At 67.3% G+C, this 23403-nt stretch carries 22 protein-coding genes, 1 tRNA gene and 1 pseudogene; 7 read left to right on the forward strand and 17 right to left on the reverse strand.

The window, feature by feature from the left end:
- Positions 1-37: 37 nt before the first annotated feature.
- A complete protein-coding gene (locus tag U1872_RS06785; RefSeq protein ID WP_332792129.1) occupies positions 38-700 on the forward strand; it encodes a nucleoside/nucleotide kinase family protein in 663 nt (220 codons plus the stop codon).
- 269 nt (positions 701-969) lie between these two features.
- Positions 970-2037, forward strand: a complete 1068-nt coding sequence (locus U1872_RS06790; protein WP_332792130.1) for an AI-2E family transporter — start codon at positions 970-972, stop codon at positions 2035-2037.
- Between the two features lie 232 nt (positions 2038-2269).
- Here U1872_RS06790 and U1872_RS06795 read toward each other — a convergent pair whose 3' ends face one another.
- The 7 genes from U1872_RS06795 to cpdR all read right to left on the reverse strand — a co-directional run bounded on the left by U1872_RS06795 (position 2270) and on the right by cpdR (position 9578).
- Complete coding sequence (locus tag U1872_RS06795; RefSeq protein WP_332792131.1) at positions 2270-3415, reverse strand: ABC transporter permease; 1146 nt, start codon at positions 3413-3415, stop codon at positions 2270-2272.
- Positions 3412-4548, reverse strand: a complete 1137-nt coding sequence (locus U1872_RS06800; RefSeq protein ID WP_332792132.1) for an ABC transporter permease — start codon at positions 4546-4548, stop codon at positions 3412-3414. Before U1872_RS06800 ends, U1872_RS06795 begins: the two co-directional genes overlap by 4 nt.
- Positions 4545-5555 (reverse strand): HlyD family secretion protein, encoded by a 1011-nt coding sequence (locus U1872_RS06805; protein WP_332792133.1) that lies wholly within the window; start codon positions 5553-5555, stop codon positions 4545-4547. The genes U1872_RS06800 and U1872_RS06805 overlap by 4 nt, the downstream gene beginning before the upstream one ends.
- A gap of 4 nt (positions 5556-5559) precedes the next feature.
- Positions 5560-7005: a TolC family protein gene (locus tag U1872_RS06810; protein WP_332792134.1), complete on the reverse strand. Its 1446-nt coding sequence runs from the start codon at positions 7003-7005 to the stop codon at positions 5560-5562.
- Positions 7006-7123: 118 nt separating this feature from the next.
- Complete coding sequence (locus tag U1872_RS06815) at positions 7124-8953, reverse strand: DUF885 domain-containing protein (RefSeq protein WP_332792135.1); 1830 nt, start codon at positions 8951-8953, stop codon at positions 7124-7126.
- A 91-nt stretch (positions 8954-9044) separates the two neighbouring features.
- Positions 9045-9119, reverse strand: a tRNA-Val gene (locus U1872_RS06820).
- Between the two features lie 81 nt (positions 9120-9200).
- Positions 9201-9578 carry a cell cycle two-component system response regulator CpdR gene (cpdR, locus tag U1872_RS06825; RefSeq protein WP_332792136.1) on the reverse strand — a complete coding sequence of 126 codons (378 nt, stop codon included), beginning with the start codon at positions 9576-9578 and terminating at the stop codon, positions 9201-9203.
- A gap of 110 nt (positions 9579-9688) precedes the next feature.
- On the opposite strand from cpdR, the gene U1872_RS06830 reads away from it, so the two are divergent.
- Positions 9689-10537, forward strand: coding sequence for an N-formylglutamate amidohydrolase (locus U1872_RS06830; protein WP_332792137.1), 849 nt, complete (start codon positions 9689-9691; stop codon positions 10535-10537).
- Between the two features lie 169 nt (positions 10538-10706).
- Here U1872_RS06830 and U1872_RS06835 read toward each other — a convergent pair whose 3' ends face one another.
- The 3 genes from U1872_RS06835 to U1872_RS06845 are packed head-to-tail and all read right to left on the reverse strand — an operon-like array spanning position 10707 to position 13568.
- On the reverse strand, positions 10707-11282 hold the full coding sequence (locus U1872_RS06835; RefSeq protein ID WP_332792138.1) for a cytochrome b: 576 nt from the start codon (positions 11280-11282) through the stop codon (positions 10707-10709).
- Positions 11282-12052, reverse strand: coding sequence for a SapC family protein (locus U1872_RS06840; protein WP_332792139.1), 771 nt, complete (start codon positions 12050-12052; stop codon positions 11282-11284). Before U1872_RS06840 ends, U1872_RS06835 begins: the two co-directional genes overlap by 1 nt.
- A 58-nt stretch (positions 12053-12110) precedes the next feature.
- A complete protein-coding gene (locus U1872_RS06845; RefSeq protein ID WP_443025362.1) occupies positions 12111-13568 on the reverse strand; it encodes an FAD-binding oxidoreductase in 1458 nt (485 codons plus the stop codon).
- 86 nt (positions 13569-13654) lie between these two features.
- On the opposite strand from U1872_RS06845, the gene U1872_RS06850 reads away from it, so the two are divergent.
- Together U1872_RS06850 and U1872_RS06855 are read left to right on the forward strand one after the other, a co-directional pair.
- Complete coding sequence (locus U1872_RS06850) at positions 13655-14110, forward strand: hypothetical protein (RefSeq protein WP_332792141.1); 456 nt, start codon at positions 13655-13657, stop codon at positions 14108-14110.
- A 99-nt stretch (positions 14111-14209) separates the two neighbouring features.
- A complete protein-coding gene (locus U1872_RS06855) occupies positions 14210-15766 on the forward strand; it encodes a DEAD/DEAH box helicase (protein ID WP_332792142.1) in 1557 nt (518 codons plus the stop codon).
- Positions 15767-15915: 149 nt separating this feature from the next.
- On the opposite strand, the gene U1872_RS06860 is transcribed toward U1872_RS06855, so the two are convergent.
- From U1872_RS06860 to U1872_RS06890, 7 genes and pseudogenes are all read right to left on the reverse strand, one after another.
- Positions 15916-16530, reverse strand: a complete 615-nt coding sequence (locus U1872_RS06860; protein WP_332792143.1) for a glutathione S-transferase family protein — start codon at positions 16528-16530, stop codon at positions 15916-15918.
- Between the two features lie 64 nt (positions 16531-16594).
- Positions 16595-17467, reverse strand: a complete 873-nt coding sequence (locus U1872_RS06865; RefSeq protein WP_332792144.1) for a dienelactone hydrolase family protein — start codon at positions 17465-17467, stop codon at positions 16595-16597.
- Between the two features lie 100 nt (positions 17468-17567).
- Positions 17568-18644, reverse strand: coding sequence for an MBL fold metallo-hydrolase (locus tag U1872_RS06870; protein ID WP_332792145.1), 1077 nt, complete (start codon positions 18642-18644; stop codon positions 17568-17570).
- A 44-nt stretch (positions 18645-18688) separates the two neighbouring features.
- Positions 18689-19345: an HAD hydrolase-like protein gene (locus U1872_RS06875; RefSeq protein WP_332792146.1), complete on the reverse strand. Its 657-nt coding sequence runs from the start codon at positions 19343-19345 to the stop codon at positions 18689-18691.
- 9 nt (positions 19346-19354) lie between these two features.
- Entirely contained in the window at positions 19355-19807 is a 453-nt protein-coding gene (locus tag U1872_RS06880; RefSeq protein WP_332792147.1) for an EF-hand domain-containing protein, read from the reverse strand.
- A pseudogene (locus U1872_RS06885) lies at positions 19804-19944 on the reverse strand (S-adenosylmethionine:tRNA ribosyltransferase-isomerase); the annotation flags it as partial. The gene U1872_RS06880 and the pseudogene U1872_RS06885, both read right to left, overlap by 4 nt.
- A 492-nt stretch (positions 19945-20436) precedes the next feature.
- Positions 20437-21063: a hypothetical protein gene (locus U1872_RS06890; protein WP_332792148.1), complete on the reverse strand. Its 627-nt coding sequence runs from the start codon at positions 21061-21063 to the stop codon at positions 20437-20439.
- Between the two features lie 225 nt (positions 21064-21288).
- Here U1872_RS06890 and U1872_RS06895 point away from each other — a divergent pair, with 225 nt between their 5' ends.
- Both U1872_RS06895 and U1872_RS06900 read left to right on the forward strand, forming a co-directional pair.
- On the forward strand, positions 21289-21651 hold the full coding sequence (locus U1872_RS06895; RefSeq protein WP_332792149.1) for a hypothetical protein: 363 nt from the start codon (positions 21289-21291) through the stop codon (positions 21649-21651).
- Positions 21652-21793: 142 nt separating this feature from the next.
- Positions 21794-23287 carry a ShlB/FhaC/HecB family hemolysin secretion/activation protein gene (locus U1872_RS06900; RefSeq protein ID WP_332792150.1) on the forward strand — a complete coding sequence of 498 codons (1494 nt, stop codon included), beginning with the start codon at positions 21794-21796 and terminating at the stop codon, positions 23285-23287.
- The last annotated feature ends 116 nt before the right edge of the window (positions 23288-23403 follow it).

Genomic DNA, 23403 nt, shown 5'->3' on the forward strand with positions numbered 1-23403 from the left:
TCGACCGCCCCCACTCCGCCCGCGCAGGAACATGCCGATGCTGATCGCGATCGAGGGTGGCGACGGCGCCGGCAAGGCGACCGCGGCGGCCAATGTCGTCGCGCAGCTGCAGACCGAGGGGCTCAGCGCGACGGTCATCTCCTTCCCGCGATATGCCGATACGCTCGGCGGGCATGTCCTCGGCGAATTCCTGTCGGGCCGCCTGCCGCGCGCCGCGACGCCCAAGGCGGCGGCGGTGCTCTACGCGCTCGACCGGCTCGAATCGCGCGACGCGCTGCTCGCGGCGGACGCGGCGCACGATGTCCTGGTGTTCGATCGCTACATCGCCTCGAACATCGCGTACCAGGCCGCCAAGGTGCCCGAGGCCGAAGTCGCCGCGCTGATCGACTGGATCGTCCGGCTCGAGACCGAGATGTTCGCCCTCCCCGCGCCTGCACTTACCATCTATCTCGACACCCCGCTCGAGATCGCGCGCGACCTGATCCTGCGCAAGCATCAGCGCAGCTACACCGACCGCGCCTATGACGAGCATGAAGCCGACCTCGCGCTGCAGGCGCGCGTGCGCGAGAATTATGCGGCGCTGGCGAGCGAGGCACGGCTCGGCCCGTGGATGACGGTGCGGACGGTCGAACAGGGTGCGATGCGCGCTCCGCACGCGATCGCGGCGGAGATTACGCAAGCGGTGCTGGCGCGGCGCTAGCGCGAACGTGACAACCTAGCGCCAGAATCGCCTCCCCGGCGAAGGCCGCGGCCCAGGAGTGGGCCGGCGGAAAGCAGCGACGGCGCTTCGTTACTAAACCCATCGCGACTGGTCCCCGGCCTTCACCGGGGAAGCGCGTTGGGCGGGACCGGCGTGTGTCGACCCGGTCTGGCGTGTTCGGCCGCACATCGAGACGGTCGTCACGCCTCGCGACACCTGCCATACTACCCCCCGCGACCGGGCGATCGCAACAGGAGCTGACAGACGCCATGTTTTCCGACCGGCACATTCTCGAGAATCGCGGCTTCTTCGTTGCCCTCTGCGCAATCTCGGCGGTCTTCGTGTGGGCGCTGCTGCCGTTCCTCGGGGCGATCCTGTGGGGGCTCGTCGCCGCTATCCTGTTCGCGCCGCTCAATGCCCGGCTGCTCCGCGCCTGGCCGGAGCGACGCAACACCGCCGCCTTGCTCAGCGTGCTGGCGATCGCCGCGCTCGTCATCCTGCCGACCTTCTGGCTGCTGTCGATCGTGATCGACCAGGCGGGGTCGCTGTTCGCCCGCATCCAGTCGGGCCAGATCGATGTCGCGCGCAGCTTCGAGCAAGCGCATGCGCTGCTCCCCGAGTGGATACGCGGCCTGCTCGAGCGCAGCGGCGTGACGAGCTTCGGCGAATTGCGCGACAAGATCTCGGCCGGTCTCGCCACGCAGTTCCGCGCGGTGCTCGGCCAAGCGTTCAGCATCGGGCAGGATGCGGCGAGCTTCGCCCTGTCGCTCTCGGTGATGCTCTATCTCACCTTCTTCCTGCTGCGCGACGGCAAAGACTTCGCCGCGCGGATCAGCAAGGCCGTGCCGCTTGCCGCCGACGATCGCGACGCGATCGCCGACCGCTTCGTCAAGGTGGTGCGCGCGACGGTGAAGGGCGGTCTGCTTGTCGCGATCGCGCAGGGTGCGGTCGGCGGTATGATCATGGCGGCGCTCGGCGTGCCCAACGTGCTGCTGTGGGCGATCGTGATGGCGATCGCCGCACTGCTCCCCGCGATCGGCACCGGCTTGGTGTGGGTGCCGATGGCGATCTATCTGCTGTCGACCGGGTCGATCTGGCAAGGAATCGTGCTGGCGCTCGCCGGGCTGCTGGTGATCGGATCGGTCGACAATATCCTGCGGCCCATCCTGATCGGGCGCGAGACCGCAATCCCCGACGCGCTCGTCCTGCTGACGACGCTCGGCGGGGTCGCCTCGTTCGGCTTCAACGGGCTGGTGATCGGGCCGGTCGCGGCGGCGTTGTTCCTGACGATGTGGGACCGTTATTCGGTCAAGCGGCGCGAGACGCCGCCGGCCTAGGGCGGGTGCTCGCTTTCGTGCGATGACACAAATCCGTTCGGGCCAAGCCTGTCGAAGCCCTGCTCGCCGCACGCCGGCCGGCACCGTGGGGAGAGGTGCCCTCCGACAGACTCAGGGCGAACGGGGAATGGTGATGAAGGCACCCGGGCTCCGCGCAGCCTTCCTGCTGCCGGCCGCAGCTCCCCCCTCCGTTCGTTTCGAGCGAAGTCGAGAAACCGCTGCACGCGCGGCCTCAGGTTTCTCCACTTCGCTCGAAACGAACGGATTGCGCTGGACTCCCTCGATGCCGCCTCCCCGTCATCCGCCACGCCGCGCACAGTCCGTAGACCACCACCAGCACCGCCATCAGCACGACATTCCCGATCACGTCCGACAGCCGCGCCCCCATCTGGTTGAGCGGTACGAAGATGTGCACGGCAAGTGTCGAGGGGACGAGATGCGACAGCGTCGCCAGCCAGCGCGGCATCTGGTCGAGCGGCCATGCCGATCCGGTCAGGAAGAACAGGACGACCGAGGTCGGCACCAGCACCTCGGTCGCGCGCTCCGCGCGGTCGAACAGCGTGCCGAGGAACAGCCCGAGCGCCGCAACCGCCGCAGCGAACAGCGGCACCGTCAGCAGCAAGGCGGGCACGTTGCCGCCGCGCGGCACGTCCTGCACCCAGAAGACGATGCCAAAATAGAAGAACGCCCCGATCACCCCGATCAGCGTCATCGCCGCCCAGGTTCCGGCAAACTCCGCGCGACTCATCCGCGGATCGCCGCGCTCGCGCCGCCCGGCGGTGAAGGTCGCCGCGCCGAACAGCAGGGTCTGCTGCAGGATCACACTCGCGACCGCCGGGAAGACATAGTCCTTGTAGCCCGCGCTCGCATTGAACAGCGGCTCCTGGATCACGCGCACCGGCGCGCGCAGCCCGAAGGCGCGCGCGGCGGGGCCGATGCGATCCTCCGCCGCGCCCGCGATCGCCGCACTCACCCCCTCGCCGATCGCGCTCGCGCGCAGCAGATACGCTGCCTTCACCCACACGCCGACGCCGCCCCCCGGCGCGCCGGTCAACAGGCTGCGCGTCACGCCGCGCGTCAGCAGGATCACGCCGTCGGCCTCGCCGCGCCGCATCCGCTGCTGCGCCTCGCGCATGTCGGGGACGCGGTCGATAATGCGCACCTCGCGCGTCGCCGACAGGTTGCGCAGCACCTCGCGCGTCAGGCTGCTATCCTCTTGGTCGATCACCAGCACCGGCAGGCGCTGCGCGCTCTCGTGCGCGTAGGGCGCCGGATAGTAGAAAGCGTAGAGCACGACCGCGAGCAGCATCGTGCTGACCAGCGTGCGCGAGGTCAGCACCGCGCGCCACGTGCCCTCGAAGCCGTCGCGAAAGCTCATGCCGCGCCGCCCGCGCCGCGCCGGATCGCGAGCACGGCGATGCCGCCGGCGACGATGCTGTAGGCCAGCAGAGCGGCAAGCGACGGCACTGCGCTACCGACGAGGTCGCCGCTGAACTGCCCCATCTGCAGCGCGATGTAATGCGTCAGCGGCAGCGCCGCGCTGATGAAGCGCGCGAACAGGCTGCCCCCATCGAGCGGCAGCGTGGCGCCCGAGAAAGCGAGCGCCGATCCCCCATAGACCGCACTGGCCGAAAGCCCCGTCGCGGTCTCGCGCGTGACGGCGACGAGCAGCGCCGAAATCGCCGCGGTGCCGGCATAGAGCAGCCCCTGCCCCAGCATGATCAGTGCGATGCTGCCCTCGACCCGCCAGCCGCGCGCGAGCGTAAGATAGAGCAGCCAGATTGCGCCCCACAGCGTCATCGCCGCCACGTACGGCAGCAGCTTGCCGACCAGCGCGGGCAACACGCCCCCGCTTTCACGGGCCCAGGCAGAGAGCGATTTCCCGCGCAGTTCCCGACCGAGCGCCATCACGGTGACGCAGGCGGTCAGCAGATGGAGCACTGCGGGATCGACCAAAGCGAGCAGATACCATTCGAAGCTCGTCGGCGCATTGTAGAGCGCGGTCACCTGCACGGTGAGCGGCGTCACGCGCGGGATTGGCAGCGCATGCGCGCTCAACTGTGCGCTGGTCAGCTCGGCCGACGCCGCGCTGGTCGCGCCCGATATGCCGCGCAGCGCCTGCGTGCCGGTCGACAGGAAGCTCGCCTGATAGCGGATGTGCAGCGCCGGCGCGGTGCCGCGCGCGAGCCCGCTGCCGACGCCGCGCGGGATCTCGAGGATCGCCCACGCCTGCTCGCGCCGCACCAGCGTCAGCGCCGCGCGCAGATCGTCGCCGACCGCGACCACGCGCACCGCCGGCGACGCATCGACCGCGCGCAGGATCGTGCGGCTCGCGCTCGTGCCGTCATGGTCCACCACCGCGATCGGAAGGTCGCGCGCGACACCGCCGAACAGCATCGCGCCCATCACGAACAGCAGCAGCGCGGGCATCACTGTCAGCATCGCCAGGTCCCAGCGGCTGCGGCGCAGATAGGCCAGCTCCGCCGACAGCGCGCGGCCGAACGCGCTCATTGCGGCCAGTCGAACAACACGCTCATGCCCGGCCGCAGCGTCGCCACGCGCTGCACCGGGCGCAGGCGCACCTCGAATGCGCGCACGTCATAGCCCGACGATTGCCGCGTCGCGCGCCATGTCGCGAAATCGCCGCGCGGCGCGATGCTGTAGACGCGGAACGCCACGCTCTGGCCGAGCGCGGGCACGCTGCCGGTCAGCACCTTGCCCATCGCGATCCCGCGATACTGGTCCTCGCGCACCGTCAGCGACACCCACGGATGCTCGACGTCGATCACCTGATAGGCCGGGACGATCGGGCTCACCACTTCGCCCGGCTGGACGAGCTTGCGCGACACTTCGCCCGCGATCGGCGACACCAGCCGCGTCTCGCCGCCGAGCGCGGTGGCGGTGTCGAGCGCGGCGCGCGCGATGTCGACCTGCGCCGCCGCGACCGCCTTGTTCTGCGGGCGTGCCCCAGCCAGCGCCTTCAGATATTGCTGGCGGGCCGCCTCGGCCTGCCGCGCGCTGCTGAGCTGCGCCGCGACCGTCTCGTCGCGCCGCTGCGCGGCGACGACACCCTCGGCGTAGAGATTCTCCGTGCGACGCCGCGTGACCTGCGCGAGATTGGCGACCGACTGCGCGGCGAGCCACACCGCCTTGACGCTGGCGACATCTTCCGCGCGCGCGCCCTGCTCGGTCTCGGACTGGACCGCCTGCGCGCTTTGCAGCGCGCCCGCCGCCTGCTTCTGGCCACCAGCGATCTCGGGGCTCGACAGCTGGGCGAGCACCTGCCCCGCCGTCACCCGCGCGCCTTCGTCGACGAACAAACGGTCGACCCGCGCGAGCGCCTTGGTCGCGACATTGACCTCGTCGGCATCGACCATCCCCTGCAACTGCTCGGGCGCGGGCCGGCTGGCGAGCCACAGGCCGATTGCGAGCAGGACCAGCACGATCACCAGCGCGATATAGCCGAGCAGGCGGAGGTTGCGCTTTGCGGGGGGCGTCTCGGGGGACTGGTCGGTCATGGGATCAGGGGGCCAATCGATGGTCGGCGCGCGCGAGATAGCCGCCGAAGCTGTCGAACTGATGGCTGGCGACGAGCAGGCCGGCCAGCGCGAGATCATATTCGTAGGCCGCGGCGATGCGCTGCGTGCGCACCGTCGCGATCGCCGCCTGCGCGTCGATCACCGTCGCAGAGGTCGCCTCGCCCTCGCGGAACGACAGCTGCTGGACGCGCAGATTCTCCTCCGCCGCCGCGACGCTGCTGTCGAGCGAGAGGAACGTCTGCCGCGCGGTTTCGGCGAGGTCGTAGGCGCGGATCGTCTCGGTCGCGATCGTCTTGCGCACCTCGGCCGCCGCATCCGCCGCCGCACGCTCGCGCTCGTGCGCGGCGTCGAGCGTGCGCCGTCGGTCGATGTTCGACAGCAACGTCATCCGCACCGCGACTCCCGCGATCCAATCAGGCTCGGTCGGCAAGGCGTCGTTACGATTGAGATTATACTCCCCAAACGCAAACGCCTGCGGCCGATAGCGCGAGCGGGCGAGATCGACCCCCGCCGCCGCGACCGCGCGCGCCGCATCGGCGCCCTTCGCCTGCGGCTGGTCGCGCCCGGCGAGGAACTGCGCCTTGGGCGGCAGCGGCGCGGCGTTGACGAACAAAGCGGTGGTCGGCTGCACCCCACCCTCGGCGTCGAGCAGCCGCGCGAGCGTGTCGCGCGCGGTCACCGCCTCGAGCTCGGCGCGCAGGAAGGCGCGGTCGGCGGCGTCGCGCGCGACCTGCACCTCGAGCACGCGGGCATGCGACAGCACGCCCTGCTGCTCGAGCTTGCGCGCATCGGAGAGGTGGCGGTCGAGCCCGTCGCGCGTCGCACGCGTCGAGGCGACGAGCTGCGCCGCGACCTGCTGGCCGAAATAGGTGCGCACCAGGTTGAGCTGGGCGAAGTCCTGCGCCTGCGCCTGGCTCGCCTGCGCGATCCCCACCGCCGCGCTCGCGCCGCGCTGGATCGCCGGGATCGCGCCGCCGGTGTAGAGCGGCAGCGCGGCGGTCACCGTCGGCCGGAACGCAGAATCGCGCGTCTGTAGCCGCAGCGTATCGGGAATCGCCGACAGCAGCCCGGGCAGCGCGGTCCCGACGCGCTGTGTCACCTGGCTGACGATCTCCTGGAAGCCCGGCGGGAATTGTCCCGGCAGCCCGGCGAGGAAGTCGCTCGTCGCGCTCGTCACGCCATTCTTCGCCCCCGACAGGTCGAGCGACAGCGTCTTTTGATATTCGACGAAGCTCGCCGAGGCCGACACCACCGGGCGCGACAGCGCCTTCAGCGAATCCGCGGTCGCCTGCGCCGCGCGAACTTGATGATCGGCGCCGCTCAGCGCGCGCGACCCGCGCGACAGCGTCTGCGACGCGGCATCGAAGCTCATCGCGACCGGCGGTCCGCCGCTCTCCTGCGCGGCGACCGGAGCGGCGAGCCCGAACATCGCCACGGTCGTGCAAAGGGAAAGAAGACACCGCATGCCCGTCGCATGCTCCGACTTCGCGCCCCGGTGCAAGAGCTGTTGTTACGCCCCCGTCAAATCGGGGAGCGCCTCGCCTGCGCTAGCCTTTCGCCGCCGCTACGTAACGCGACACATTCTGTGCGAGCACGTCGAGCGGGACATTGCCGCCCTCGACCACCGCCTGGTCGAAATCGCGCAGATCGAAGCGCGCGCCGAGCGCCGCCTTGGCGCGCTCGCGCTGCGCGACGATCTCGGTCTGGCCGAGCTTGTAGCCGCACGCCTGCCCCGGCCACGCGCAATAGCGATCGACCTCGCTCGCCGCATTGGTCCGCGGCAGCCCGGTCGCGGCGATGAATTCGGCGAGCGCACGCTCGCGCGTCCAGCCCAGCGCGTGGATGCCGGTATCGACCACGAGCCGCACCGCGCGCCACGACAGCCCCATCAAATAGCCGAGCCGGCCCGCCGGATCGTCGTCGTAAATCCCGAGCTCGTCCGCGAGCTGCTCGGCATAAAGCGCCCAGCCCTCGGTATAGGCGTTGAAGGCGAGGATCGAGCGGATCAACGGCAATTGCTGCGCATATTCGCCCTGCCAGACGTGCCCGGGAATGCCCTCGTGAAACACCAGATCGGGGATCGTCACGCGGTTGTGGATCGCGGGGTCGCCGAGATTGACCCAGATCTTGCCCGGCACCGATCCGTCAAGCGACCCCGGCCCGCCATAGGCCGCCGGCGCCCCCGCCTCCTGCGCGAGCGGCATGCGGCGAATCTCGAGATTGCCCTTCACCAATTTGCGGAACGCGCGCGGCAGGCGCGGGCGGATCGCGTCGATCTTGCCCTGCATATAGGCGACGATCTGGCGCCGGCCTTCGTCGTTATTGGGGAAGCCCATCCCCGGCCGTGCCTGCAGCGCCGCGGCGCGTTCGGCGACGCTGCCCTGCGTCAGCCCGAACCCGCGGAGGATGACGTCCATCTGCTTCTGCAGCTCGACCAGTTGCGCAACCCCGATCGCGTGGATCTCGGCCGGGCTGCGGCGCGTCGTCGTGCCCGCGCGCAGGCCCCAGGCATACCATTCGGCACCATGCGGACGCGTGCCGAGCCCGGCGGTATCGGTCGCCACCGCACGCTGCAGCCGCAGTTCGGCAAGCTGCCGCTCGAGCGCCGGGACGATCGCGCTGCGCACGATCGCGCCGGCACGCTCGGCCCACGCGCCCGCAATCGCCTGCGTCTTGCGCGCGAGCGGACCGATCAGCGCACCGCTTGGCTGCCCAGCCTCGGCGATCGTGCGCGTCATCCCGACGATCGTCTTGTCGAGCAGGAAGGACGGCGGAACGAGCCCCTTCAGCCGCGCCGCGCGGATCCGCACCGTCTCGCCATCGAGCTGCGCCGGCGTCGCCGCGAGCCGTGCGAGATAGGCCTCGGCATCGGCGGCGGTACGCAACGGCTGGTCGCCGTCGAGCATCTGTGGGACGTCGATCCAGCTGCCGACATTCTGCACGACGCCGTAGGGCGTGTTGCGCCAATTGCCGATCGTCGCGACGCCGTAGGGCAGCGCCATCCCGTCGAGCGCGGTGCGGAACGCGCTTTCGGTGACCGCAACGCTGGTCAGCAGCGCCGGGTCGAGCCCGCCGCGCGGCAAGCGCGCGAGCTGCGACAGCGCGTCGGTGAGAAAGCGCTGCTTCGCGGCCACACCCGCGGGCGAGCGATCCTCGAGCTTGCCACGCAGCGCGGCATGCGCGCCGGTGTCGACGCCGAGCTCGGTCGCGCGCGCCGGGTCGAGCGCGAGCAATCCCCACGCCAGCCGATCGAGCAACGCCAATGCCGCCCCCGATCCGGCAGCGGCGGTCGCGGCCCGCACGGGCACGGCGGTGGCGACGGCTGCGGCCGCCAGGCCGGTCAGCGCGTCACGACGGGAAAGCGGATAGCTGGTCATGCCCACCAGATGCCGGGTCGCGGCAGCGCGGTCAAACGCTCGCCAAAAACAAAAAAGCCCCGACACCGCGCCGCGGTATCAGGGCCTTTAATGGTGGGCGTGGCAAGGATTGAACTTGCGACCCCTGCGATGTCAACACAGTGCTCTACCACTGAGCTACACGCCCACGTCGCTGCGGCGTTGGCCGTAGCGAGGGGCGGGCTTTAGCGAAGCCTTTCGCCTCGCGCAAGCGCCGCCGACACGCTTTTTAGATATTGTCGCTCACCCGCTCCATTTCGAACAGCCGATCGACCTCCAGCACGAGATCGCGCAGATGGAACGGCTTGGACAAGACGCGCGCCTGCGGCATCGCCTTGCCGGCCTTGAGCGTGACCGCAGCGAAGCCGGTGATGAACATCACGCGCAGATCGGGGGCAATCTCGCTGGCCTTCTGCGCCAGTTCGATGCCGTCCATCTCGGGCATGACGATGTCGGTGAGCAACAGGTCGAAATGCTGGCCCTCGAGCAGCGGAATCGCCGCCGTCCCGCGATCGACCGCCACCACCGCATAGCCCGATCGCTCGAGCGCGCGCGTCAGATAGTCGCGCATCACGCGGTCATCCTCGGCGAGCAAAATCCGTATCATGCAAAAATCCTGCCCTGACGAGCCTTTGCCCGTGGTCGCATCATCCTATGCGCGAAGGCCTTAACATTTTCCAGCCGGGTCGCCCCGCAATTATGCTAGGATCAACGCGAATGGCGTCCCAATTCCCCTCGTTCGAGCGCTTCGGCGCCGATCCGCCCGCCGGCCCGGTGGTGGTGTCGGTGCCGCATGCCGGGCGGGACTATCCGCCCGCGTTGCGCGCCGCGCTACGGGTGCCACTGCAAGCAGTGACCGTGCTCGAGGACCGCCACATCGACGTCGTCGCGCTCGCCGCCCATGCAGGCGAGACGATGCTGATCCAGCGGCGCGCACGCGCCTGGATCGATCTCAACCGATCCGAGCAGGAGCGCGACCCGGCGATCGACGAAGGCGCCAGCTGGACCGCGCAGCCGCTTGCCACTGCCAAGCTGCGCGGTGGTCTCGGCCTGGTGCCGCGCCGCGTCGCGGGGGCGGGCGAGCTGTGGCGTCGGCGGCTCGACGCCTATGATGTCGCGGCGCGGATCCGCGACGATCATCGCCCCTATCACGCCGCGCTGAAGGCCGCGCTCGACGCGGCGCACGCGCGCTTCGGCACCGCGGTGCTGCTCGACGTGCACTCTATGCCGACGCTCGGCTCCGGGCAGCCGCAGATCGTGCTCGGCGACCGTTTCGGGCGCAGCGCAGCCACGCGCTTTGTCGCGACGACCGCGCGCGTGGTGACGGCGGCGGGGCTGCAGGTCGCGATCAACGCGCCCTACGCCGGCGGGCATATTCTCGACACGCAGGCGCGCCCGGCGAGCGGCATCCATGCGATTCAGATCGAGTTCGACCGCACGCTCTACCTCGATCCGGCAGGCGATGCGCCGGGCGACGGCGTGCCGGCGATGGCGCGGCTGCTGCGGCAGGTGATCGACGGGCTTGTCGAGGAAGCGCGGGCGCCCACCGCACTCGCTGCCGAATAAAAAAACCACCGCGTGCAATGCAGCACGCGGTGGCCAAGGTTCAGGGAGGAGGCGCCCTGAAAGGGCGCCGCGCGGTCCCGCGAAAGGGGGGAACACGGGTCCGCGTACGAGGGATATAGGGGGGCGCTTTTGGGCCTTCAAGAGCAAAATCGGCGCCTGCGACAGTTCGTTACAATTCTTGGGCGTCGCGCGCTCGGCCCCCCGGCATCATCCCCGTCAGCACTCCGTCGTGCAGCACGAAGTGATGCCGCAGCGCGGCGGCGACGTGGACGATCAGCAAGCCGACCATCGCATATCCGAGCACACCGTGCGCGCCGTCGCCGGCCGCGGCGATCCGCCGCGAGACCGGCAGCGCGGGCACTGTGAAAAGCCCGAACCAGTGCGTCGGATAGCGCGCCTCGGGCCCGGCCGACCCCATTGCCCAGCCGGTCAGCGGCAGTCCCAGGAGCAAGGCGTAAAAAGTGCCGTGACTGAGGCGCGCCGCCACCCGCTCCCAGCGCGGCAGGCCGATCGGCAGGCGTGGCGCGCGATGCGCCAGCCGCCAGCCGATTCGGCCGATCGTCAGCACCAGGACGGTCAGGCCGATCGACTTGTGCAGCGGGATTGCACCGGCAACCCCGTCGAGCAGCGATTCGTGGAGCAGCCCGATCGCCAGATTGACCACGATCAACGCGGCGGTGATCCAGTGGAACCAGATCGCGCCGCGCGGATAACGATCGATCCGGACGATCGCGCTGCGCGCCATCAGTTGATGAGCTGCGGCACCGGTGCCTTGCCCAGACGCACCTGGCGATCGAAGATCTGCGGCAGCGTCGAGAGCGAGAAGAGATGTGCGTAGATCAGCGGGAGCAGGCCCGACTTCTGGATCTTGCGCAGCTGGTCGCCGCGCAGATCGTTGAGCTTCTCTTCGTTGATCATCTGGAAGCCGCGATAGATGAAGGGGTTCTCGTTGCCCTCGACCTGCAGCGTGACCTCACCCTCCATCAGGATGTCCATCTCGCGCAGCTCCTTCATGAAGTTGGCGGTGCGCGCGCCGGCCTGCTCGAACTGCTCGTTGAAGCTCAGCAGGTTCTGGACGATGTCGGTCGGCTTACCCTCAGCGAACAGCGCCTCGCCGTCGTCATAGGCGCCGATCGCCTCGCTGGTCGGGTCGAAGCAGAGCGACAGCTCGTCGGCGTCAGGACGCAGGCGGGCGAGCATGAAGGGATAGCGGCGCACGTAGGCGGGCACATAGACCTGCTCTTCGGTCAGCTTGCCATCGTCACCGATGAAGACGTTGACGCCTTCATTGAGGCCCATCAGCGCGATCGGGATCGCGTCGTCGCCGCTGGTGAAGACGATCGGCAGCGTGCGCTGCGCCGCGACGAATTCGTCGACGGTGATCGGAATGGCGTGCTGTCCGACAAGGAACGGCGCGCTGTCGAGCATCCGCATCTTGAACGCGGCATGCGTCTCGCTCGAAAGCGGCTCGAGCGCGTTATAGAAGAGCGGAAGCGATTGCGGCGCGCTGGCCATCGGGATTCTCCATCGAACGTGAAAGCGCTGCGGTTGCTACGCCGGATGGTCGCTGGCTCTATGGTGCGCCAGGGTTTTCCGCAAGTCCGAGCAGTTTCCCGGGGTTCATCAGACCCTTGGGGTCGAGCCCGGTCTTGACCGCGCGTAACGCGGTCATTCGCGCCGGCGACGACAGCCGCGCGAGTTCGGCGCGCTTCATCTGCCCGATGCCATGTTCGGCCGAGATCGACCCGCCCGACGCGACGACGAGATCGTGGACGAAGCGCGTCACCACCGGCGCCTCTTCAGCATACCAGCGCACCGGATCGACCCCGGCGGGCGCGCGTACGTGGAAGTGGACGTTGCCGTCACCGAGATGGCCGAAAGCGGTCGCATGGCTGCCGGGAAAACGCTCCTCGGCGGCAGCGGCGGCCTCGACCATGAAGCGCGGCATCGTCGCCACGGGGACCGAAATGTCGTGCTGCACCGCCGGCCCGCTCGCGCGCTCGGCCTCGGACAGCGAATCGCGGATCCGCCAGAAGGCGTCGGCCTGCGCTTCGGACGCGGCGATCGTCGCGTCGGCCACCTGCCCGTCGGCCAGCGCCGGCGCCAGCAGCCGCTCGAGCAGGAGCGCGGGCGATTCGGCGGCGGGGTCGGTCGCGGTCGCTTCGATCAGCACGTGCCAGCGATGGAGTCCGTTCAGTGGCGACCGCGTGCCCGGGATATGCGCGAGCACCTGCGCGAGCGAATCGCCCGAGACGATCTCGAAACTCTCGATCGTGTCGGTCTGCCGCTCGAGCCGGCGCAGCAAGGCCAGCGCAGTCTCGGGATCGGCGAGCCCGACCCACGCCACCGCGCGCTGCGCGATCGCCGGATAGAGCCGCAGCGTGACCGCGGTGAGGATGCCGAGCGTGCCCTCGGCGCCGATCAGCAGATGGTCGAGATCGTAGCCGCGATTGTCCTTTTTCAGCGCGGCCAGCCCGTCGTGGATCTCGCCGCTCGGAAGCACCGCCTCGACGCCGGCGACCAGCCCGCGCATCGTGCCGAAGCGCAGCACCTGCGTGCCGCCGGCGTTGGTCGAGGCGAGCCCGCCGATCGTCGCGCTGCCACGCGCGCCGAGCGTCAGCGGAAAGCGCAGCCCTTGCGCCTCGGCCGCGGCGTGGAGATCGGCGAGAATCACCCCGGCTTCGGCGACCGCCAGCCCGGCGGCGCGATCGATCGAGCGGATCCGGTTCATCCGCCGCAGCGAAACGATCAGCGCCGAGCCATCGGCGGGCGGCGTCGCACCGCCGACCATCGAGGTATTGCCGCCTTGCGGGACGAGCGGAACGTCACGCTCGGCAGCGAGCCGGACGATCGTCGCGACGTCGGGCGTCGACGCCGGCGCGAGGATCGCGGGACTGGCGCCATGATAGCGCCCGCGCCAGTCGTCGAGCCACGGCGCGATGTCGGCGGGATCGGTGATCACTGCTTTGTCGCCCAAGGCCGCGCGAACCGCGTCGATGAGGCTGGTCTGGCGCGGACTCGGCTGTATCATGGTCATGCCGGCAGCCTCTAGCATCGGCGCCGTACCGCCGCCAATTCATCCGTTGTTCAAGCCTCTATGGTAACCCCGCGTAGCCGATGCCGAACCTCGTCCTTCCCACTGCCCTGTTGCTCGCGCTCGCCCCGGCCGCTTCGGCCCAGGTGGAGTCGATCGACCGCGTCGAACTCGCGCAGCTGACGATCCACCAGCGCATCGTCATTCGCATTCCGCGCGTGCTCGGCGGGCGGCGCGATCTGCGCTCCGAGCCGGTCGATCAGCGCCTGACCACCAAGAAGGGGCCGAAATGCGTTCCGATGGGGGCACTCGAAGGGGCGATGATCACCGGTGGGGACAGCGTCGACCTATTCGTTGCCGACGGGACGCGGCTGCGCGCCGAGTTGAATGACGACTGCCCCGCGCTCGACTTCTATTCCGGACTGTACGTAAAGGGCACATCGGACGGGTTGGTCTGTTCCGACCGCGATTCGATCCGCGCGCGATCGGGCAGCGCGTGCAAGATCGAGCGTTTTCGGCGTGTCGTCGTGCGGCGATGAGCCGAACCATGCCCTTTTTCTTGACATTCGCGCCTTAATCCGCAAGCGCTTTTCGCTGTTCGTGGGCGCTCTCGCCCCGGCGCTTTTTCCGGACACCGCATGACCTTTGCCGATCTCGGCCTTTCCGACGAACTCCAGCGCGCCGTCAACGAGTCGGGCTATACCGAGCCGACTCCGATCCAGGCGAGCGCGATCCCCTCGATCCTGATGGGCCGCGACCTCGTCGCCGTCGCCCAGACTGGCACCGGCAAGACCGCCGCGTTCGTGCTGCCAATGATCGACATCCTTGGCGAGGGCCGGTCGCGCGCTCGGATGCCCCGCACCTTGATCCTTGAGCCGACGCGCGAACTCGCCGCGCAGGTCGCCGAGAATTTCGAGAAATACGGCAAGTATCACAAGCTCTCGATGGCGCTGCTGATCGGCGGCGTGTCGATGGGCGACCAGACCGCCGCGCTCGAAAAGGGCGTCGACGTGCTGATCGCGACGCCGGGGCGCCTCATGGACCTGTTCGGACGCGGCAAGATCCTGCTGACGGGCTGTTCGATGCTGGTGATCGACGAGGCCGACCGGATGCTCGACATGGGGTTCATCCCCGACATCGAGGAAATCTGCACCAAGCTGCCCAAGACGCGGCAGACGCTGCTCTTCTCGGCGACGATGCCGCCGCCGATCAAGAAGCTTGCCGACAAGTTCCTCGCCAATCCCAAGACGATCGAGGTCGCGCGGCCGGCGACGGCCAACATCAACATCAAGCAGTGGCTGGTGCATGTCACCGCCGCCAAGAAGCGCGACAAATTGATCGAGCTGCTGCGGCAGGAAGAGGTCAAGACCGGGATCATTTTCTCGAACCGCAAGACGACGGTGCGCGAGCTCAACAAGGCGCTGCAGCGCGCCGGCTTCGCGTCGAGCGAGATTCATGGCGACATGGAGCAATCGCAACGCATCGCCGAGCTCGACCGCTTCAAGAAGGGCGAGGTCAGCATCCTCGTCGCCTCCGACGTGGCGGCGCGCGGGATCGACGTGAAGGGCGTGAGCCACGTCTTCAACTTCGACGCGCCGTGGCATCCCGACGATTACGTCCACCGCATCGGCCGCACCGGCCGCGCGGGCGCGACGGGGATCGCCTTCACCTTCGCGACGCCCGACGACGTCGAGAACATCCAGAATATCGAGAAGCTGACCGGTTTGAAGATCGAGCGCTATGAAGCGGGCGAAGCGCCGGTCGCTGCGTCCGACGACGCCGAAGCGCCGCGCGCTGCGACCAAGGCGCGGCGTCGTCCCAAGGCGGCGGGCAAGCCCGACGCCGCGCCGGTCGAGGCCGCGGCTCCGGTCGAGGCCGAGCGCCCTGCCCGCGACGCCCGCCCACCGCGCGAAGAGCGTGCGCCGCGGGCCGAGCGTCCCGCGCGTGAGGAGCGGCCTGCCCGTGAAGAGCGGCCTGCTCGCGAGGAGCGTGCGGCGCGTGAAGAGCGCCCAGCGCGCGAGGAGCGCAGCAGCCGCGCTTCGCGACCCCCGCGTGATACGCGCCCGGTCCGAGAGACCGATGCGCCGCGCGTCGAGGTCGTCAACCAGATCGAGCCGGTCGACGCCGTCGACGATGGCGGCTGGAACGGACCGATGCCGGCGTTCCTACTGGCCAAGCTGACGTTGACCGAGTGAACCTGCCGGTCGCTCGATAAGCGTCCGGCCCCTTCCAAATCCTCCCCCGCGAACCGGCGGGGGGCCGCCACAAGCGTACCGCTCGCGGAGCCCCACTCCACCATTCGCTGAATGCTCGTGGTTCCCCGCTGCGCGAGGGAGGAATTAAGCTACGCCGCTTGCGCGATCAGCGCATCGTCGATCTCGCCAGCGCGCGTATACGCCGGGCGTGCGAGGATCCGGCCGAGATAGCCTTCGAACGCCGGGCGCTTCGGCAGCGAGCCGAACATCACGCCCCACGCGACTTGCGATCCAGCATAGACATCCGCCGCGCTGAACGCCGCGCCCGCCAGATACGGATTCGCCGATACCGCCTTTTCGAGCCCATCGACCATCAGGTCGAAACTCCCATACCCCGCCATCCGCTGCTGGTCGCCGGTCGGCGTCACGCCGAGCGACCTGTTGGTCACGGCGTGCTCGACCGGCCCGGCCGCGAAGAACAGCCAGCGATAATAATCGGCGCGTTCGGCCAGCGGCGGCGCGAGCCCGGCCGCGGGAAACGCATCGGCGAGATAGGCGCAGATCGCCGCGCCCTCTGTCACGACATGCCCGTCATGGACGATCGCGGGTACCTTCCCCATCGGGTTGATCGACAGATACGACTGCGCCCGCATCGTTGTCGCATAATCGAGCACGACCGTTTCATACGGCGCGCCGACCTCCTCGAGCATCCAGCGCGCGATCCGCCCGCGCGACATCGGGTTGGTGTAGAAGGTCAACGCCATGATCGGTCTCCGAATCGGTCAGCAAGAACATTAGAAGAACATTACTGAGCCGAAACGTCAATCCTCAGAGCGCTTTGCCAAACAGCGCCAGCATCCGCGCCCACGCCTTGTCGGCCTGCGCGGCATTGTAGACCTTGCTGTCGGGCGGGGTCCAACCGTGCATCGTGCCCGCATAGACTTCGATCTCGGCGGGCAATTTGGCCGCGGCGAAAGCGGTGCGCAGCGTATCCTTGGCAGCAGGGTCGCGCGCGTCGTCGTTCGCGGCGATTGCGATGAGGTAGCTCGCCTTCATCTTGGGGATCAGCAGATGCGGGCTGTCGGGCTTGTCGGTGGCGAGCCCGCCACCGTGGAAGGTCGCACCCGCGCGGACCCGCGCCGGATTGGCGGCCGCGGTGCGCATCACCATCGGGCCGCCCATGCAATAGCCGGTGGTGGCGAGGCCCTTGGCGCGGTTCACCTGCTTCTGCGCGTCGAGCCAGGCGGTGAAGGCGAGCGCGTCGCGCGTCGTGCCGTCGGTGCTGAGCGCCTGGACATAGGGCATGATCTTGGCGCGCACCTCGGGCTGCCCAAAATCCTCGCCCGGCGCGATGATCGGCGATTTCACCGAGCGGTAGAATTGGTTGACGACCAGCACGGCATAGCCCGATTGCGCGAGCCGGTCGGCCATCTGCCGGAACGCCGGGCGCAACCCCATGATGTCGGGCCAGACGAGCACGCCGGGCGCCTTGCCGGTCGCGGGCGCGACGAAATAGGCGTCGGCCTTGCCGTCGGGCGTGTCGATCACGACGTCGCGGCCGGCGATCTTGGCGGCATTGGCGGGTGCGGGGAGCAGCATCGCAAGACCCGCGGCGCCGGCGATCGTTGCGAAGCCGCGGCGGGTGAGCGAGGGATCGGAGAGATGCGCGTCATTCTCGGCTACGGTGAAATCGTCACACATCGGTCTCTCTCCTCGCGAGTCGCCATTCAGGCGTTCGCCGCACCATAAGGGTTTTTATCGCAGCCGATATCCCGCCGATCCTCCCCGGCACGGGGAGGATTTAGGTTGCGCGCCACCACCACACGCCGTCCTCGAGCGTGCGCACCGCCCGCCCCTCGACTTCGAGCCGCCGGACATGCGCGAGCGCCTCGCCCGTCGCCATGCCGAGCATATCGGGCCCGATCGCGCGGCGGAACAGCCGGCCGAAACAGTCGATCGCCCGCTTCGGCTCGGCGAGGAACACCTCGAGCTCGTCGAGCCGCTCGCGATGTTCGCGGTCCATCGCGTCGAGCCGCGCGTGCAGCCCGGTGAACGGGTCGCCATGCCCCGGCAACACCAGCACCTCGTCGGGCAGCTGCTTCAACTTCGCGATCGAATCGAACCATTCGCCGAGCGGATCGCCATCGGGCTCGGTCACGCCGAGCGAGATGTTGGGGCTGATCCTCGGCAGCACCTGGTCGCCCGCGACGAGCACCTTACCGGTCGGATCGTAGAGGCACGCATGTTCGGGGCTATGCCCAGACCCGACGACGATCTGCCAGTCGACCGCGCCGATCCGCAGCGTGTCGCCATCCTTGATCCGCGTATAGCCGAGCGGCAGCGGTGTCACGATCCGCCGGAATCCCGCCCACCCCCGCTCGGTCGCATGCGCGATCTGTGCGTCGTCCCAGCCGGCGGCGCGCCAGAAGGCGAGCATCTCCTCGGGCACCGCATCGCGCGCGTCGGCCACCAGCATCCGCGCGGTGAGCCACTCGCCGCGCGTCATCACCAGCGGGCAGCGGTGCTTGTCGCACATCCAGCCGGCCAGCCCGATATGGTCGGGGTGGAAATGCGTGCCGATCATCCGCGTCACGCGCACGCCCGCGAGCGGCCCCTTCGACAGCGCCTTCCACGCGTCGCGCGCCTCGGTCGTGTTCATGCCGGTGTCGACCAAAGCGACGCCGCCCTCATCGTCGAGCAGCCAGCAATTGACGTGCTTGAGTGGCCCGGGAACGTGCAACCGGACCCAGCGCACGCCCGGCGCGACGGTCATCACCGCGTGCGCGCCAGGCTCGGCGCCGCCGAACGGGTAGGTCAGGCCCTTGTGATGGGTCGGGGCGAAATCCTCGGGCGCGAGGCTGGCAGGAGCGGTAGACATGGCATGAGGTAGCGCGCGCGGGCCGCGCAAGTCACGCGTTTCCGTTACGCGGCCAGCCGCGCCTGCGTGCCGAGCAAATGCTGCAGCAGCTGTTCGGGCGTGTCGAACAGCAGATCCGGCGCGAGCCGCTCGAGCACGTCGCGATTGGCATAGCCCCACAGCACCGCGCCCGAGCAGATCCCGACCTTCTTGGCCGCGACTACGTCGCGCGTCTCGTCCCCGATCGAGATCGCTTCGTCCTGCGCGATGTCGCATTTGCGCAGCACGCGGCGATAGCGGCGCGCCTTGCCGAACAGCGATGCACCGCATTCGAAGCGTTCGATCAGCGCGGCATTGGCCGGCCCGAGGATCGCACGTGCATTGTCTTCGGCATTGGAGGTGACCAGCGCGATCCGCACCCCGCTCGCCGCCAATTGCTCGAGCAACGCCGTGATCCCGTCGAACAAGGCGATGCGATCGGTCTGCTGCGCGAGCAGGTCGTGCGTGTAGCGACCGATCGCGGGCAGCTTCCAGCGCGGGATGCCGAGATGACGGATCACCTCGCTCGACGTCTTGCCGCGCAGCGACTCAACCTCGTCCGGCGCGACCTTGCGGAACTTGAAGCGCTCGGCGAGATGATCGGCGATCGACAGGAACCAGTCACCGCTATCGGCCAGCGTCCCGTCGAAATCGAAGATCACGAGACGATAGCGCGGCGACATCAGGCGACCTCAGCGCCGGCCGCGGCGTTTGCCGCCATCGCCCGCCTGCGGCACGGCGGCGCTGCGGATCGTGATCAGCTCGGCACGCGTGGTGGCGCCGTCCTTGTCGAGATCGAAGCGATCGAACAGCGTCGCGAATTGCGCCTGCAGTTCGGACAGCGTGATCCGGTTGTCATTGTCGCTGTCGACGCCGTACGGACTCGGCAAGGCGTTGCGGTCACCGAGCCATTTCAGCGCCCAGTCGCTATAGCCGATATAGCCGATCGACCCGGCATGCCCCGGATCGGCATCGGCAAAGGTGCGCGCGACGCAGGCGGTCAGCTCGGCGCGCGTGGTGCGCCCGTCGCCATTGGCGTCGCAGGCGGCGATGAACAAGGCGGCCGGTTCGGCGACGATCGTCGCGGCGGGCTGGCGCGGCGCGACAGCCTGGCCGAGGAGCGCGAGCAGGAGTATCGGGATCACGCACGCACCTCCTTTTCCGGCAGCAACAGGCTGGCGTCGCCATAGCTGTAGAACCGGTAGCCGCTTTCTATCGCATGTGCATAGGCCGCCTGCATTTTTTCGGTCCCCATCAACGCGCCGACCCGCATGATCAGACTTAGAGTATCTAGCATAGTAGCTGATATCTTTCAGTACCTTAGGCTGAGCTTAGAGCGACATTTCACCTACCGCCCCTCGACATCCAAACTGCGTGTCTTTGCGAAACACCGCGTTGCCTTTTGAAAGCAAGCTGGTCCAATACATTCGCAGGACACCGCCTGCCACCACCCCCAGCACAACGACTTGTGCAAAGTCGAAATCGACCTCTCTCGGCGCCTGCTATGATGTCCTCAGCAGTGCGATATTCACACACGGCGCCAAGCTCGATCAGCAACTGTCGAGTTGAGACGCGGCCAGGCCTACGAATAGGCCGTATGCAAATGACTGAAGATCCAGCTCGACTCAAAATCGAACGGTATCGCCATGCCCTGGGAGCAAACACCTGGACAGCCCGTTCTCGACTGGCGGGCCGCAGCGGCGCGAGTGGCGATCCATGCGCATGGTGCTCTGAAGGGATCGGATCTCGCCCAGAACGTCGGCACGCCGGGCGATCAATAGCCTGTAAACTGAAGCGTCGGCTGAAAAGCATCGAAGATCCGCTTCCTGGCTGACGGATCAGCCAAAACCGACGAGACGCTCGGTACGCCTGACCGAAATCCGCTTTTGGCGCGCACGGTGAGCGGAGCGTACGGGATTCGTACGATCATCGCGATCTCGCGAAGCGCTTCGTCAATCTGTTCGTAGCGGAATACCCGATCGACCAGCAGACGGCCATCCGACCCTACATACTTTTCAGCATCGACGGGAAAACTGCCGCGATCGAGATATTCAGACCAGCTTTTCGGAGCGTCGGAGGAGCGGTGGTGCGGCGAGTTCGTAAGCATCCCGAAGTGCGACAGGCATTTATCTACGGGGTGGCGATCGAAACAGAAACGAAAAAATCCGTCAAGCAGCTTCCCTGTGGAAGCGCTTATTTCGGCAGCGGAAATATGGTTATACAGCTTTGCCCCCCCTGGCAGAGAGTAATTTCTAGGAACATGCCCATCCACTGACGGCAATATCGGCGTGACGATATCACCTTCATCGCAGTGGCGTGCAAGATGTACTTCCAAGGAGGTACCCGCAGTCTTTGTAGTTTTTATAAATACGAATCCGTATTTAAAGCTCACGATCGCCATGAAACACCCATTGTATGTCATGAATACAGATACAAACTATACGCTGCATAATCCCGAGATAATTCTAAATTGTCTAGTATGTTAAATTACATAAAATATGTAACTTCTGAAAACACAATGAAGCTTACGTAAAATCGCTGTTAGTCATCAATTTGCGATGTTTTTTATTATGTCGATCGTACACGTACCAACACCGAATGTATCGGTGGAAATTGGAGTGATGAAATGAACCTTCAAAAACGTCTGATGACCTCAAGCTTGGCGCTGGCTCTCCTGGCAGGAGGCACTGCTGTCTCTGCACAAACCACTTCGCCGAGCATTAGCGTTCCGTCGTCTCCTGTGGTCGTACTTGTCGGCAACGGCACGCAGCAGAACGTTCCTGTCGTTTCGGTGCCAAACCAAGGTCAGGCATTGATCGGTCTCGGCGCACTGTCTGGCGGACCTGATCACTACGGATCGATGCTGTCGGTCAGCGTTCTGAATACTGCGCGGCTGCTCGGCGTCGACGGGCCTGGCGGACAGGGGTCCGCACTCTCGATCTCGCTACCCAACCCGCGGCAGGCACCGATCTTGAGCCGGGGCAAATAATTTAAGCACTGCGGCCCGCCAGATCGCCGCTGCGCCTGGCGGGCTGCACTTTCCGGAGAGTTGTTGTGGAAGCAGCGCGCGCCCGTACCTCCGACGCCCCGCGATGATTCGACTGGTAAGGCCTCTCCTGATAGCTGGCAGCGTGACAGGCTTGTTTGCAGGCGGAAGAGCACACGCGGCCTGCACCGACGGGCAGGCGCCTCCGATCCGCAGCGTGCAGGTCATTGGATCGACGCTAGAATCGAACACGCTTGCGACCGCTTATGCCGCGCAGATCGGCCAGCCTGATACAAAGACCGCGCACAAAGCGATCGCAAAGTCGATTGCCGCCGCATATGAGCACAGCGACATCGCGCTTTACGATGTGTCGCCTCGCGCGGCCCGACAGTGCGGCATCGTCGAGATTGCCGTTATGGAAGGTCATGTCGCAGATGCGACCGTCAGCGGCACGCTCGATCCCGCGGTCATGCGCCTGATACATCGCTATCTCGCCGCCATCACCGCCGAGCGTCCGCTCCATATCTCGACGCTGCAACGCTACGTTTCGCTGATCCGCGAGGTTGCCGGCGTGCGCTCAAGCGTCGAATTCTCGCAGACCCAGCAGCCTGGCGCGGTTCGGCTGGTGGTGACGAGTGCACAATCCCGCGGCAGGCTCGGCTATGCGATTGATAATCGCGGTTCCGAGGTGGTTGGCACTGTGCAGGCACAGCTGTTCGGATCGCTCTACGGCGTACTGCAAGGCGGCGACCAGCTCGATGCCAGTGTAATCGCGACGCAATATCCAAAGAGGCTGCTCGGGCTGTCAGCATCCTATAGCGCGCCCCTTGGTTCGGCAGGAACGCGGTGGAGTATTTCAGTCGGCCGATCTCGCACCGAACTAGCAGAATATTATTACGGCTCGGACACCACGGTGATTGTGGGCAATCTCGGGCTTCCCATCGTCCGGAGCTATTCGACGAATGCCTCTATCGGCGTCGATTTGCGGCATTCGGTCGGGCGGACCGAGTTCTTCGGATACGAGCTGTTGACCGCACGCGGATGGTCGATCGGGCCAACAGCCAGTTTCGGCACGGCAACGCGCCGAAGCGAAGTCGCGATTTCCGTGACGTCGTCGATCGGCGCGCTCCGCCGCTCGTCGGAGTTTGTCTATCTGACACCCGTCCGCAAAAATCGGCGGGTTACGGCGCAGGCGATCGTGCATCGCAGGGTCGGGCAGCAGGTCAAGCTGCGTGTGAAGGGCGTCGCGCAGTTCGGCACGCGCAACCTCCCTGCGACGGAACAGCTGGGGCTGGGTGGAAGCGACTTTGGACGCGCCTTCGCTAACGGCTTCGTCGCTGGCGATTCCGGCTACGCGATTTCGGGCGAAGTCGCGCTGCGACTTGGTCGTAAAACGAACTGGGCGACGATGTCCAACGAGGCTTACGCCTTCATCGACGGCGGGCACTTGACCTATCACGATCCGTTGTCGTCGATCGCGGATAGCGAGCGCCTGATGTCGTCCGGTATGGGTCTTCGCCTCGGCCTCGGGGCGTCGACGACCCTTTCGGTCGAGGCTGCAACGGGCACCGCGCGGTTGTTCGGTACCGACAAAAACTATCGCCGGTTGAGCATAGGGTTGAAGGGGGCAATCCTCTGAAAGCCTAGACGGCGCGCATTCGTCCTTTGTGGCATCAGGTTTCGGCAGAGGTGCGAGCCGCTGCCGGTGACGTGCTCACCGGAAGTCATGCCCTTTGGTAAGGTAGCTCGTCACGA

The sequence above is a fragment of the Parasphingomonas frigoris genome (assembly GCF_036663815.1).
Taxonomy (GTDB): Bacteria; Pseudomonadota; Alphaproteobacteria; order Sphingomonadales; family Sphingomonadaceae; genus Sphingomonas.